Source organism: Streptococcus mitis (assembly GCF_003942765.1).
GTDB classification, from domain to species: domain Bacteria; phylum Bacillota; class Bacilli; order Lactobacillales; family Streptococcaceae; genus Streptococcus; species Streptococcus mitis_BE.
The window spans coordinates 168,040-181,316 of record NZ_RJNW01000002.1 but is presented as its reverse complement, the minus strand read 5'-3'; the positions used below and the strand labels follow the sequence as shown (position 1 = coordinate 181,316).

14 protein-coding genes are annotated in these 13,277 nt (G+C 41.3%); all 14 read right to left on the bottom strand.

Annotated elements, in window-relative coordinates; genetic code table 11:
* Position 1 precedes the first annotated feature (1 nt).
* The 14 genes from D8849_RS04700 to D8849_RS04630 all read right to left on the bottom strand — a co-directional run bounded on the left by D8849_RS04700 (position 2) and on the right by D8849_RS04630 (position 13,273).
* Positions 2-298: a 50S ribosomal protein L23 gene (locus tag D8849_RS04700; protein WP_001055347.1), complete on the bottom strand. Its 297-nt coding sequence runs from the start codon at positions 296-298 to the stop codon at positions 2-4.
* Complete coding sequence (rplD, locus tag D8849_RS04695; protein ID WP_000024549.1) at positions 298-921, bottom strand: 50S ribosomal protein L4; 624 nt, start codon at positions 919-921, stop codon at positions 298-300. Before rplD ends, D8849_RS04700 begins: the two co-directional genes overlap by 1 nt.
* Positions 922-945: 24 nt before the next feature.
* Entirely contained in the window at positions 946-1,572 is a 627-nt protein-coding gene (rplC, locus tag D8849_RS04690; RefSeq protein ID WP_000160197.1) for a 50S ribosomal protein L3, read from the bottom strand.
* A gap of 83 nt (positions 1,573-1,655) precedes the next feature.
* Complete coding sequence (rpsJ, locus tag D8849_RS04685) at positions 1,656-1,964, bottom strand: 30S ribosomal protein S10 (RefSeq protein ID WP_001284513.1); 309 nt, start codon at positions 1,962-1,964, stop codon at positions 1,656-1,658.
* 253 nt (positions 1,965-2,217) lie between these two features.
* Positions 2,218-2,808, bottom strand: coding sequence for an anaerobic ribonucleoside-triphosphate reductase activating protein (nrdG, locus tag D8849_RS04680; RefSeq protein ID WP_125386351.1), 591 nt, complete (start codon positions 2,806-2,808; stop codon positions 2,218-2,220).
* Positions 2,801-3,307, bottom strand: a complete 507-nt coding sequence (locus tag D8849_RS04675) for a GNAT family N-acetyltransferase (protein WP_115904521.1) — start codon at positions 3,305-3,307, stop codon at positions 2,801-2,803. The genes nrdG and D8849_RS04675 overlap by 8 nt, the downstream gene beginning before the upstream one ends.
* 43 nt (positions 3,308-3,350) lie before the next feature.
* Positions 3,351-3,491 (bottom strand): hypothetical protein, encoded by a 141-nt coding sequence (locus tag D8849_RS04670; RefSeq protein WP_000521618.1) that lies wholly within the window; start codon positions 3,489-3,491, stop codon positions 3,351-3,353.
* Between the two features lie 11 nt (positions 3,492-3,502).
* On the bottom strand, positions 3,503-5,710 hold the full coding sequence (gene nrdD / locus D8849_RS04665) for an anaerobic ribonucleoside-triphosphate reductase (RefSeq protein ID WP_181897289.1): 2,208 nt from the start codon (positions 5,708-5,710) through the stop codon (positions 3,503-3,505).
* 119 nt (positions 5,711-5,829) lie between these two features.
* Positions 5,830-7,383, bottom strand: coding sequence for a damage-inducible protein CinA (locus D8849_RS04660; RefSeq protein ID WP_125386349.1), 1,554 nt, complete (start codon positions 7,381-7,383; stop codon positions 5,830-5,832).
* 254 nt (positions 7,384-7,637) lie between these two features.
* Complete coding sequence (cls, locus tag D8849_RS04650) at positions 7,638-9,170, bottom strand: cardiolipin synthase (RefSeq protein ID WP_125386348.1); 1,533 nt, start codon at positions 9,168-9,170, stop codon at positions 7,638-7,640.
* A 133-nt stretch (positions 9,171-9,303) separates the two neighbouring features.
* Positions 9,304-10,248, bottom strand: coding sequence for a 3-oxoacyl-[acyl-carrier-protein] synthase III C-terminal domain-containing protein (locus D8849_RS04645; RefSeq protein ID WP_125386347.1), 945 nt, complete (start codon positions 10,246-10,248; stop codon positions 9,304-9,306).
* Between the two features lie 14 nt (positions 10,249-10,262).
* Positions 10,263-11,525, bottom strand: coding sequence for a F390 synthetase-related protein (locus D8849_RS04640; protein WP_125386346.1), 1,263 nt, complete (start codon positions 11,523-11,525; stop codon positions 10,263-10,265).
* On the bottom strand, positions 11,503-12,318 hold the full coding sequence (locus D8849_RS04635) for an MBL fold metallo-hydrolase (protein WP_042751751.1): 816 nt from the start codon (positions 12,316-12,318) through the stop codon (positions 11,503-11,505). The genes D8849_RS04640 and D8849_RS04635 overlap by 23 nt, the downstream gene beginning before the upstream one ends.
* Entirely contained in the window at positions 12,293-13,273 is a 981-nt protein-coding gene (locus tag D8849_RS04630) for an NAD-dependent epimerase/dehydratase family protein (protein WP_125386345.1), read from the bottom strand. The genes D8849_RS04635 and D8849_RS04630 overlap by 26 nt, the downstream gene beginning before the upstream one ends.
* Positions 13,274-13,277 lie beyond the last annotated feature (4 nt).

Genomic DNA, 13,277 nt, shown 5'->3' with positions numbered 1-13,277 from the left:
ATTATTCAGCTTCAGCAGCAAACAACTCGATTGCTTTAGAATCAGCTGTAAGTGTGATGATAGCTTTTTTAGTTTTGTTAGTAAAACCAGTGTAACGTCCAACACGTTTAGCTTTTGGTTTTACGTTAATTGTGTTAACATTAGCAACTTTAACACCTTCGAAAGCAGCTTCAACAGCTTGCTTGATCAAAAGTTTGTGTGCACGAGTGTCAACTTCAAATACATATTTTCCTGCTTCAAGTTGAGCCATTGAGCTTTCAGTGATTACAGGTTTTTTGATAACATCATACAAATTCATTATGCAAGAACCTCCTCGATTTTAGAGATAGCTGCTTGAGTAACAAGAAGTTTGTCACTATTTGCGATGTCAAGAACACTTGCAGTTGTAGCAGTCGCAACTTTCACGTTTGGAAGGTTACGAGCTGAGAGAGCTGCGAATTCGTTTCCTTCTTCAAGAATAACAAGGACTTTAGAATCGATGCTCAAAGCTGCAAGAACTTTTGCAAATTCAGCAGTTTTTGGAGCTGTAAATTCAAGAGAATCAACGGCTACAAATTTATTTTCAGCAACTTTTTCTGAGTAAACAGATTTAAGCGCAAGGCGACGAACTTTTTGAGGAAGTTTGTACGCATAGCTACGTGGAGTTGGTCCGAAGACGATTCCACCACCACGCCATTGTGGAGAGCGGATAGAACCTTGACGAGCACGTCCAGTTCCTTTTTGACGCCATGGTTTGCGTCCGCCACCTGAAACAGCTGAGCGGTTTTTAACTGCGTGAGTTCCTTGACGAAGGCTAGCACGTTGGCTGATGATCACATCAAACACAACAGATTGGTTTGGTTCGATACCAAAGATTGCATCGTTAAGAACAACTTCGCCCGCTTGTTTACCAGTTTGGTCGAATAATGTTACATTTGCCATTTTGACTGTATTCCCCTTTCCTTATTATTTACCAGCTTTAACTGCTGACTTGATAGTGATAAGAGATTTCTTAGCACCTGGTACGTTACCTTTGATAAGGATAACGTTCTTTTCTGGAACAACTTGTACAACTTCAAGGTTTTGAATTGTTACGCGGTCACCACCCATACGTCCTGCAAGGTTTTTACCTTTGAATACGCGGTTAGGTGCAACAGGTCCCATAGAACCTGGACGACGGTGGTAACGAGAACCGTGAGCCATTGGTCCACGTGATTGTCCGTGGCGTTTGATAACACCTTGGAAACCTTTACCTTTAGAAGTACCAGTTACGTCAACAACATCTCCAGCTGCGAATGTTTCAACTGTGATTTCAGCGCCAACTTCCAAGCCTTCAACGTTTTTGAATTCACGAATGAAGCGCTTAGGAGCCGTGTTAGCTTTCGCTACATGTCCTTTAGCAGGTTTGTTGCTCAATACTTCGCGTTTGTCATCGAAACCAACTTGGATAGCGTTGTATCCGTCTGTTTCAACAGTTTTAACTTGAAGAACAACGTTTGGAGTTGCTTCAATAACTGTTACAGGGATCAATTCGCCAGCTTCAGTGAAGATTTGAGTCATTCCCACTTTTTTCCCTAAGATTCCTTTTGTCATGAGAAAATAGTTCCTTTTCTATATTTTTTTATTCAAAAAGTTTTTAACGAGCGTTTTTTATGCTCAAGGTATCAAGCTTTAGATTAAAGTTTGATTTCTACGTTTACACCACTTGGAAGATCCAATTTCATCAAAGCATCAACTGTTTTTTGAGTTGGGTTAACGATATCGATCAAACGTTTGTGTGTACGCATTTCAAATTGTTCGCGAGAGTCTTTGTATTTATGAGTCGCACGAATAATTGTGTAGAGGCTACGCTCAGTTGGAAGTGGGATTGGACCCGCAACTTGTGCACCTGTACGAGTAGCTGATTCTACGATTTTTGCAGCCGCTGTGTCAAGCGTACGGTGTTCGTAAGCTTTCAAACGGATACGGATTTTTTTGTTTGCCATCTTTTTCTCCTTTTCGTCTATTTAAGATAATAGGCTAGCTCCACAAGAAAACCGACGCGGTGTTGCGTGGCAATGCAACCGAGCGTGTCGCAACCTCTTGCATCAAAGCTAAGGCTGTAATTTACAGCACCATAATAGAATAACACAAAGCCCCTGCGATTGCAAGGGATTTGTTGCTGTTTTTTAAAATTTTTAACATGAAAATGTTTTCTTTTTTGACAGGTCATTTATTTAAGTATTTTATGGAAGAAAGTTACTCTCTCTTCACCTGTTCATAGCTTTCTTTTCCATCATTGAGTTTGTCCCAAATCACTACTTGCCCACTTTTGAGCGATTTTTGCACATCGATGATGCGTTGATTGGACGAACCTCGAAACTGGAGCATGAGATTTCTCTTAGTTCGATCATACCGTCCATCAACCAGAATATCAATCAGTGATAAGAGTTCCAGTTTATCTGAGGTCTCCAGCATCATTTCTTCCCAAGTGTATCCCGTCCAGGACCAGATATCCTTATTTGGCAATTCCTTTCGAATGCGCTTAATGAGCGGCAAAAGAATACCCGTATTGAGAAAGGGCTCCCCTCCCAGCAAGGTCAAGCCTTGAACATAAGGTTGAGCGAGATCAGCCATGATCTGTTCTTCTAATTCTGCTGTATAGGGAATGCCAGCATTGAAGGACCAGGTCGCTACATTATAACAACCCTCGCAGTGAAACATGCAACCTGATACATAGAGGGAGTTACGCACACCCTCTCCATCTACAAAGTTGAAGGCCTTGTAATCAATAATCCGCCCTTGACTGAGTTCTTCGCTTTTCCATTCTTGTGGTTTTGGATTATTCATTCGCTACCTCTATCCAATAACGCTCGACTCCATTACGAACATCCTCAAGAAGCCCACCATTTGCTAAAATGACTGCTCTGCTAGCAGGATTATTCACGCTACAGGTCACAAGCGTTCTCTTGATGTTCTTTTCCTTAGCAACTTGCAAGCCCTGACGGAGAGTCTCTTTAGCATAACCTTTGCCTCTTTCTGATGGACGAATGGAGTAGCCAATGTGGCCAGCATAATTCAATAACCCCTCATTCAGTCTCAATCGCAGATTCAAAAAGCCTAGAGCACGACCTACATTATCAAATGATACAAATTGAATAGAAGGAACACGATTTTCAGGCAAGTTTATCCCCATCTCTTTTTGCATATTTGTTTCCAACCACTCTTCATACACAAAGTTCTCTGTATCCCAGAAACCACCGTCGTGAGGCGACTGATATTTTTCAAACTCTGCCATCATCTCTAAAACTGTTACTTTATCTGCTAATCTTGGTCTTCGTAGTTCCATTCTTACCTCCCACTAAGAGAAAAGCGAGAGCTGACTCTCACTTTTATTTTTTCTTATTCTTGTTTAAAAATTGTTCTCTGAGGTTGAGCAAACGTTCTTTCTTACCAGCTCCACCTTTAGAGTGTTTCTCGTGATAACGGGTCACTTGTGCGCGCCCCTTATCGTCTAATTGATATTTTCCCATTTCATTTCTTTCTAATTTGTTACTTGATGGCCAGCTATTTTAATCGTTGAACCATTCATGTGTTTGACACGCGCTGCGATTTCCTTGTGACGGCCGTTAACCATAGGTCTTGCTTGAGGATTGCCAAGATAGCCACAAGTCCGTTTAACAACGTCTACTGTTTTAGGATCCCTATTCCCACAGTTAGGACAAGCAAATCCTCTTTCAGTTGGTTCAAAATCCCCTTCAAAGTCACACTTGTAACAGCGATCGATCGGAGTATTGGTCCCTAGATAACCGACACGGTCATAGGCATAGTCCCAAACAGCTTCCAAGGCCTTTGGATTTTGCTGAAGGACTGGATACTCACAATAATGGATGAAACCACCTGACGCACCTGCTTCCGGATAGACTTTCTCAAAGTCTAATTTTTCAAACGGTGTTGGATTTTTACGAACATCGTAGTGGAAAGAGTTGGTGTAGTACTCCTTGTCTGTAATATCAGGAATAGAACCAAACTTCTCTGTATCTAGTCGGCAGAAACGGTCTGTCAAACTTTCAGATGGTGTTGAGTAGATAGAGAAATGGTAGCCATATTGGTCAGACCACTCTTCTACACGGCGTTTCATATCACGAATGATATCCAGCGTGAATTCCTTGGCTTCTGGATTGTGTTCCCAACTATTTCCAAAGAAGACAGTAGCCACTTCGTACAAACCGATGTAACCCAGCGAAACAGTTGCCCGACGATTCTTAAAGAGCTGGTCAACACTTTCTTCTTTACCTAGACGGTGGCCAAAAGCACCGTATTGATAAAGGATAGGAGCATTGGCTGGTGTCGCTTCCTTGGTCCGTTCGACACGGTAAACCAGAGCATCTTCAGCGATATTCATCCGCTCATTGAAGATTTCCCAGAACTTATTCATGTCGCCCTCAGACTCAAGAGCAATACGAGGCAGGTTAACCGTCACAACACCCAGATTCATACGGCCTGAATTGACTTCTACACCATTTTCATCCTTCCACCCTTGAAGAAACGAACGGCAACCCATAGGAACCTTGAAAGAACCAGTCAATTCGATAATCTTATCGTAAGACAAGACGTCTGGATACATCCGTTTAGTTGCACATTCTAGAGCCAACTGCTTAATGTCATAGTTGGGAGTTCCTTCCTCTAAGTTGAGACCTCGTTTCAGAGTAAAAATGAGTTTAGGAAAGATAGCCGTACGATGTTCCGAACCAAGCCCCTTAATGCGAATGTTTAAAATAGCTTTTTGAATTTCCCGCTCAAAACGATTGGTTCCTAGACCAAAACCTAGTGAAGTAAAAGGTGTTTGACCATTTGAAGTGAAGAGGGTGTTGATTTCATACTCAAGAGATTGCATGGCATCATAGATGTCTTTTTGCGTTTTCTTCCAGGCATAATCTTCCTGTTTTTCAGGCAAAACCCACTCTTCCGCATCCTTAAAGTGTTTTTGGTAATTCTTCTCTGCATAAGGCGCCAAGACTTCATCGATACGGTCAGCTGAACAACCGCCGTACTGGCTAGAAGCCACGTTGGCGATGATTTGGGAAATCTGAGCTGTCGCAGTCTGGATAGACTTGGGACTTTCTACCTCTGCATTTCCAATCTTAAAACCATTTTCCAACATCCCCTTGAAATCAATCAAACAGCAGTTGGTCATAGGTGTATAGGGGCTGTAGTCCAAATCATGATAGTGGATATCCCCTTTTTGGTGGGCATTGGCTACGTGCTTAGGAAGCATTTGCAGTCCGATTGATTTCCCAACAATACCTGCTGTCAAATCACGCTGAGTGTTAAAGACATCACTATCTTTATTAGCATTCTCATTGACAACGGCCTGGTCTTTGTTGAGAAGTTTATGGATGCTAAAGTTGATATCCGTCGCTTTTGAACGCTCAAAATCCCTCTGTGTCCGATAAGTAATATACTCCTCAGCTAGCGCATATTCTTTGGCTTCAAGGAGTTCATGTTCTACGATATTTTGGATTTCATAAATCTTAACCCCCTGTGGAAAACGACTATGAATTTCTGTGACAATTCGCTCGGTCAGAGCATTTAGGCGCTTTTCAACTAAGGGTGTCACGTCCATAACCTTGTCAGCAGCCTTGTGGAGAGCCTTGTCAATCTTATCCACATCAAATACAACACGTCTCCCATCTCGTTTTTCAACGAAGAGAGTTGGCAAAATTGTAATTTTTTCTTCTAGTGCAATCATATTCATGCTCTTTTCTAAAATGTGATATCTAAAAAGTATTATACCACTCTAAAAAGAAAAATCAATATCTTGTGTTAAAAATCCTAAAATTTTTAAAAATCCACAAGATATTGATTTGACTATTTGATTTTATAGACTTTAAACTCTGAGTAATCAGTCTTTACTTGTTGGTAATTTTCTTTTAAGAGTGTCTCCGCCTCAGGCCAGAGAGCCACCTTGTCGTTTACCACAATCATCTTTGGTTGGTTTTCTTTCAAGTCATTGATTAAACTAGTTTTATTCTCTTCTGTACTCGTGTAAAGAAGAGGTGATGGGAACATGGATCCAGCCAAACGCTGGCTTTCTTTATACATCTGAACATGTGAATCCCAAATATAGATTTGGTCACCATCACTCGTCTCTTGTTTGACTCTATCTACCACTTGATGTTGTTCTCTATAAGAAGCTGGATGCAAGACAAAACGAGCCACAAAAGGAATAGCAATCAGATAAACCACCACTAGGATAGGTAGGTAGAGATTTCCCTTCATGAATTTTTTCCATAAAGTTGGAACCTCCTCTCTTCTCCGACGACGAGCTCCTCTAGCTGAGTGTTTCCCACGAATACTGGTCATCAAAAGAAGGAGTAAAGACGGAAGGATTAGAATCAAACGCGAACCGTGAAGAGGTTCTTGAGAAAAAAGCAACAAGGCTAATACAAATAAGAAAGCAAAACTAGCTGGTACTGAAATAACATATAATCTTGATGCCTTTGATTGGAACAATCCTAGAAAAACAAGGAAGAGAGCTCCTAAACCAAAGGTCAACAAACCATAGAATACAACATTATCCATTAGTTGAGGATTGGTAAAGACCTGAAGGGAATCAATCGGATACAAAAGACTTCCTATAGCTTCTCCAAAACCACCTGAAGTAAGCACATAGTAGCCTACTGGGTAAAAGATGAGAGAAAAACCAAGTGCCGCTGCAAAAAACTGATAAACTCCATGGACAAAACGACCATGCCCAACATTAAAGACAAATAAACCAATCGTTACTACTACAGCAAAGAGAAGACTTGTAAGAGGCTCTATGAAAAATGATAGGCCCAAAAAGATCCCCAGACGTAGAAATCCCTTGTCATGATTAGGATTTGATAGATAAGCTGCTATGAATGAAAATCCTGCAAACAGGAATGGCAGAGCTAAGATAGTAGCATAACCTCCTCCAAAACCAAGACCAGACACCAAGATATAAAATATGGTTAGGAGTTGTTTGACTTGTTCCCTTTGTCCCGTCAGATAGTCGGTTGAAGAAAAGAGGAAATAACCTCCTCCTAAGAGGGCTAGCCATTCTACCAAGGCAAAAAGGATGCCTCCTTGGGTAATATAAAGTAGTAAGTAATAAAGAAGACCTTGACTTGCATAATAGCTACTGTAAAGCTGTCCTCCCTGATGTAAAGCCCACCCTATATACAAATCCTGCGCCTGAGAGGGACCTACCATATCTAAAAGTAAAGGTATCACCACAGAAAAAACCGTTGCAATCGTACTTCCAATGATGAGTCTGAAAAACGGGAAAGCTACCTGTTCTTCTTTTTCTACATGAGATTCAAGGTTCCTATCCAGTCTATTTTCAATTTCATTACTCTGTATCGTTTCGGATACTTCTTCGATTCTGCCATATACAGCCATATCGTTTCTCCTATTCAATTTATCTGTCTTAGTATATCAAAAAGACCTAAAATTGTCAGCTTGCGATGGGTGTTTGAGCGATTTTTTGCATAGTTTCACAAAGGTTTCAATTTCCCGAAATCGGTGTAAATGCGTCTGTTTAAATGACATGATATAATCCAATTCTTTCTGAGTCAGCATCGTTCCTCCTATATCTTCTTATTCGTAAAAGGCAAGAAAAATAGGACTGGGTTGTATCCTAAGTCCTAGATTTCTTATAAGATTGGGGCGAATAACTGGGCAATTTCCTTAATCAATTTCTGATACCAGCTATTTTTTATCGTATGAGGGAAAATTTCTTGCGATACTGAAAAAATCTCCTGAAAGTCTTTTTGAATCTCTGTGATTGATGCCGTTTTATATAGCAAAACTGCATCTTCATAGTGATGAAGTAAACTTCTATAATCTAAATTAATCGTTCCAACTACAGCAAAGTCCTTATCCACTAAGATTTGTTTACTGTGGATGAAGCCTGGACTATACTCAAAAATCCTTACTCCTGCTGACAACAAATCCGGATAGGCCCCTCTTGTAATGAGTTGGATTAATTTTTTATCTGGAATGAAAGGAGTCACGATGCGAACATCAACACCCCTCATGGCCGCGTTTTTAATACTCTCAGTTAAATCATAGTCAATAATCAAATAGGGTGTTGTGATATAGACTGAGTCAGTAGCCTGATTAATCAAACTTTGATAGACTTTTTTCCCTACCTGAGTACGGAAGATGGGCTTGGGACCACTACCATAGGGAATACAGAGCCCTTGGCTAGAACGAGGCTGATTTTCCAAGTGATACTGGTCAAAATCACTGATTTCCCCACGATTGATGTACCAAGTCATCAAAAAGAGACGGGTTAGAGCCTTGACACCAGGGCCATCTATGCGAATCCCACTATCCTTCCAATAACCAAAGCGTTCTACATGGTTGATATACTCATCGGCTAAGTTAATGCCTCCTGTATAAGCTACCTGACCATCTATAACAAGGATTTTACGATGGTCTCGATTATTATAAGCTACCGTCAAACGAGGAATCACCTTGTTAAACTTATGGGCTTCAATTCCTCGACTACGAAGCTGAACAGTATAGTCTCCAGGTAAAGTCGCCATACAACCGATATCATCATAGAGCATCTTGACCTCTACACCCTGAGCTGCCTTTTGCTCTAGTATATCTAGTATGCTATTCCACATCAGACCTTCTTCGACAATATAGTACTCTAGAAAGATAAATTTCTCAGCTTTCTTGAGGTCTTCCAATATATGTTGCCACATGCTTTCACCCGAAGAAAAGAATTGTGAATCTGTTCGATCATAGACATCGGCATTGCTATCCATACTTAGCAAAGATTTGATAACTCCGTAAGCCGCCTTATCATCTTCCTTCAATTTCTGGCGGAGAGCTTTACTGTTATCCTCCCGAAAATGCATGGAACCAAGTTTATCCAACTGCTTGATTTCTTTTTTGGACAATCGCCTTTCACCAAACATCAGATAGAGCAAGGGCCCGATGACAGGAACAAAAGTTACCACTAACCACATGACTTTACTTTCAGGCGCCATTGAACGATTGACAATTGCGACAATAGTCGCCATACTCATAAAAATTAAGACAATTACCCATAGAATAGGGGCCATGCGCCCTAAATAGAGAAAGAGACCAAAAACAAGACAAAGTTCAAGTAACATAATCGAAAGACTAAAGCCATACTTGGACATCAATAATTGAAATTTTCTATATTTCATACATCCCCTTTCTTTTAACCTTCCCCCTAACCACCTAATTAATAGATGTTTCCACTAGTATACATCAGTTCATAGCTAGATGGCAACAATTTACTCTTGCTAAAGTTTCAACCATTATGATCTCATATGCGTATTACAGTTTGAGAGCCAACATATTGACCGTCATACCGGCTGCAGTTCCCATAAGATAGATGACATCTCCCTCCTTAACAAGCCCTTGTTCTAATGAATAAGCCAAGCCAAACGGTACAGATACTGACACCATATTTCCATAATCAGTGACAAGATTGAGATATTGTCCCTCCGCAACACCTAGTTTTTCCATAACTAAAGGAAGGGCACGACTTGCTTGATGGGGAATAATATAGTCCACATCTGACAATGCTAGCTGCGTTTTTTCTTGAAACTCTTCAAACATGACTGGAATTTTACGAGCAGATAAGAGGAGAATTTTCTTACCTTTCATATCAAACATATAGTTGGTCTTAGTCGCTTCAGAGTACTCTTTTGGTTGAAAAGAAGTCAGACCTCCACGAATCTCCGTATCGTGTGCTCCTTCTGACCAAGTACGTTGGAGACTAGCAATGACCCCTTTTTCCTGATGGCTTTTTTGGAAAATAAAGGCTGCCGCCCCATCACTAAAGAGTTCAAAACTTTCTTTTTGCTTAGGATTGAGCCCTAAACTACCAACCTCACTAGACACAATTAAGACACGATTGTATTCGCCTGCCTCGATCAAGTGGGACATAGTCGATAGAGCAGAAATAAAGCTAGTACAGGTCGTATTGATATCCATAGCTGGGATTGAGAGTCCTTTTGCCACGCGCTCATGAATCAAGGCAGCCGTACAAGGAATAGGCTGAACACCAACTGCACTAGCTGATACAAGGCAATCGATATCTTTAATATCTAAGTTTGCATATTCGAGTGCTCTCTGAATTGCTACCTCTGCTAAATCTAACTGCGTTTCTTCATTTTCAACTACACGATAACGCGTCTGGTCTTTGAATTGGACGGTATGCTTTGGAAGGCAAACACCATATCCTGCAATTTCTATATGTCTTTTTACTTCTGTCATTGTCTTTTATCCTTTCATAAACGTTGGATTCGTTTGAGTTTATGGCTAGTATCCCAGTGATAATCTGAAAATTGAATTTCGGGAACTATAAACTGCTTTTGCTGGGCCAGGAGTTGAAACTGTACTAAAATAGCTGTCTCCATGCTCTCATCTCGTTGGTTTAGACAAACTTCCACTAACTTCTCAGAATATTGTTTGACTTGGTAATCTCCTATATTCTCCACAAAGAGGATGCAACGTCTGATAAAGTCTGGATAGATGGTCACCTGTCCCCCATCCAGTCCATCGAAATAGAAGATGTCGTCAGAGCGTCCTTCGACCTTGTCAATTCGTGTATAGCAGGAGCCACACGGACAAGTCTTCGGATTTTCAACCAAGATATCATTGAGCTGGTAGCGATAAACAGGCTGACTACTTCGTTTAAAGTCCGTAATCACTGGATAAAAACGGCGGTCATCCAGATACTGCTTTTCCACAAGTATAATGTCTTCGTTGAGATGCAGATTTCCAGCTGAGCAAGTGCAAGCTAGGAAACCTTCGGTTGCCTGATAAACTTGGTCAATAATGGATAGAGAAAAGGCTTCTGCGATGAGTTCCCTATCATTATCTTCCAAGATCTCTGCCACCGAAACGATTTTTTGTGGGTGGATAGCTAACTCTCCAGCCTTGAGACGCTTGCTCAATTCAATCAACATAGAGGCAGGTGCCACAATAATCGTCGGCTGGTAGGTATTCAGCCGCTCAATATGGACATCTGTAGGTTTAAAAATATCAAAATACTCCAAACGAATAAGTGCCGTATTGATGGTCTGATAGAGTTCATTATCAGCTCTCAGGAAAAAGGCGATTCGGTGTCCAAAAAGCTGGCCCTTGGGTAACATCTTAGCTAAGATAGCTGCTGCCCACATACTTCGCTCTTTCTCCGTTGTGATAAAAAGCCCCCGATGTCCAGATGTCCCTGAAGACAGTCCGACTGCCACATCACCTTTGAGTTCAGTGAAATCACGAGTCTTTTCACTTTCAATAGCCAAGGCCAAGGCTTCATCCCGATCTACTCCTTGGGTGTTGAACTCGTTGAAATGCTCCATCATAAAAGCCTTGTCCATATGGTCAAAGTCGCTAGGAACCCCATTTTTAAAGTAGGGCGACTCTCGCTTTAAAAAGTTCATATAATTAGCTAATTGCTTTTTCTGATAGTTCTCTACAGCTTCTCGAGATTTGAAGTTGTGAAGCCAGCGAGTTTGGACAAAGGTTTTAAGAAAGGTTCCTTTTTTCATATATGATACGTTCTATCCTTTCTACAGGGTCATGGCTAACAACTACTTCAATACCATCTCTCAAGACTTCCTCCAAAAACTCTGTCCCCTTGATATAGTCTGCCTTATTGTCCTGAACCAAGGAAGGAATCAGGAGCATCTGCTTGGTGTAAGGCAAAAGGTCAATTCCCCAACAGAGATCTGCTGCGATGAGGAGATTAAAGTCTGGAAGGTACAGACAAGCTTGCCCCCTTGCATGCCCATCAACAGAAGCTACTAGGATACTTCCATCTCCAAAAAGGTCACTAGTCGGACGATAGGGAAAGGTTGAATCTTGCTGGTCAGCTCTAATAATGGTTAGATTTTTTTCAAATGAAGCTGGCAAAAATTCCTTGAAAATCAAGTCTTTCAGTGTCGGTTTCTTGTAAACATCATACACTTCCTGAGTCAAGATAAAAGTTGCATGAGGGAAGAAGCTAGCCCCTCCCAAATGATCTGGATGCAGGTGAGATAGGATGATATAATTAATTTCTTCTGGTTTAATTCCCTTAGCTTTCAGCAAATATGAAATCTGGTCCTTCTCCGTCATTTGAACAGGTGTTCCCAAACGATAGAAACCATAACGAATCTGAGTCTTAATATCGTAATGGTAGCCCGTATCATAGAGGAGGTATCCCTTCTCCCTATGTTTGATAAGAAAAACCCCGGCTGGAAAGGTCATCTTTTTATTCTTGATTCCCTTAAATAGCAAACCTGTATAACTCGTGCAATATCCTGCTGGGAAATAATCAATGCTTTCTATAATCTTTGACATATTGTTCAATCCCTTCCGAAATACTGATTTGAGGACGATAGCCCAAGTCTCGCTCCGCCTTGCTGATGTCCAGCGTCTGGCTATACCTCAGCAAGTAATAGGTATAGCGTGTTAGAGCCGGCTCACCTTTAAGTTTCAAGATATTATACAGAAACTCTAAACTACTTGCAATAACTGAAAGAAGAGGAGCCGGCACTTTTCTGTATGTTATCGGATAGCCAAGCCCTCTCAAGGTTTCTTCTATAAGATCCTTAAAGGCTCTTGGTTCCCCGTTGGTAATATTATAGACTTCGCCACTAGCTTGAGGAGCCTCTAGAGCCAAGCGAATGGCCAGAGCGACATTTTCCACACAGGTCATGTCCATCAGCTGACGGCCATCCCCTATCAAGGGAATACCAATCTTCTGACTGAGTTCAAGAACCCGAGGTAAAATACTGGTATCCCCAATCCCAAAAAGCCCACGAGGTCGTAAGATAATACTCGGAACATCGGGATAATCCTTAAACAGCATCTCCGAAGCTAGTTTACTACGAATATAGTTGTTCAGATTATTTTCCTGAGGCGCATCGCTTTCTTTGATAGCTATCTGGTCTCGAGGCGCAGCATATATGCTAGGCGAGGACACATAAACCAAACGCTGAATACCATCCTCTCGACAAGCATCCAGAACATACTTGGTCCCTAAGACATTTGTCTGGTAGAAATCTTCCCAAGGTCCCCAGACGGTAGAAAGAGCTCCAGCATGCACAACTATGTCCATACCCTGACAAGCCTGAGTCAGATCCTCTTGCTTGGTAAAATCTCCCTGGATAAATGCCACAGAGGAGTTCTCTAAAGACTGACCAACCTTGCGATTACGTCCAAAAGCTCGTACCTGGTAGCCATGCTGACTGAGCTCTTCAACAACATACTTACCTAGAAAACCCGTAGCACCTGTTACCAATACTTTCTTCATATTT

What these genes read in the sequence shown, in the direction of transcription:
- nrdD (WP_181897289.1), bottom strand. Translation starts at nt 5,710, where the DNA reads ATGATTGCACTAGAAGAAAAAATTACAATTTTGCCAACTCTCTTCGTT.
- D8849_RS04645 (WP_125386347.1), bottom strand. Translation starts at nt 10,248, where the DNA reads ATGACAGAAGTAAAAAGACATATAGAAATTGCAGGATATGGTGTTTGC.
- D8849_RS04640 (WP_125386346.1), bottom strand. Translation starts at nt 11,525, where the DNA reads ATGAAAAAAGGAACCTTTCTTAAAACCTTTGTCCAAACTCGCTGGCTT.
- D8849_RS04660 (WP_125386349.1), bottom strand. Translation starts at nt 7,383, where the DNA reads ATGGCTGTATATGGCAGAATCGAAGAAGTATCCGAAACGATACAGAGT.
- nrdG (WP_125386351.1), bottom strand. Translation starts at nt 2,808, where the DNA reads ATGAATAATCCAAAACCACAAGAATGGAAAAGCGAAGAACTCAGTCAA.
- rpsJ (WP_001284513.1), bottom strand. Translation starts at nt 1,964, where the DNA reads ATGGCAAACAAAAAAATCCGTATCCGTTTGAAAGCTTACGAACACCGT.
- D8849_RS04700 (WP_001055347.1), bottom strand. Translation starts at nt 298, where the DNA reads ATGAATTTGTATGATGTTATCAAAAAACCTGTAATCACTGAAAGCTCA.
- rplC (WP_000160197.1), bottom strand. Translation starts at nt 1,572, where the DNA reads ATGACAAAAGGAATCTTAGGGAAAAAAGTGGGAATGACTCAAATCTTC.
- rplD (WP_000024549.1), bottom strand. Translation starts at nt 921, where the DNA reads ATGGCAAATGTAACATTATTCGACCAAACTGGTAAACAAGCGGGCGAA.
- D8849_RS04675 (WP_115904521.1), bottom strand. Translation starts at nt 3,307, where the DNA reads ATGGAACTACGAAGACCAAGATTAGCAGATAAAGTAACAGTTTTAGAG.
- D8849_RS04670 (WP_000521618.1), bottom strand. Translation starts at nt 3,491, where the DNA reads ATGGGAAAATATCAATTAGACGATAAGGGGCGCGCACAAGTGACCCGT.
- cls (WP_125386348.1), bottom strand. Translation starts at nt 9,170, where the DNA reads ATGAAATATAGAAAATTTCAATTATTGATGTCCAAGTATGGCTTTAGT.
- D8849_RS04630 (WP_125386345.1), bottom strand. Translation starts at nt 13,273, where the DNA reads ATGAAGAAAGTATTGGTAACAGGTGCTACGGGTTTTCTAGGTAAGTAT.
- D8849_RS04635 (WP_042751751.1), bottom strand. Translation starts at nt 12,318, where the DNA reads ATGTCAAAGATTATAGAAAGCATTGATTATTTCCCAGCAGGATATTGC.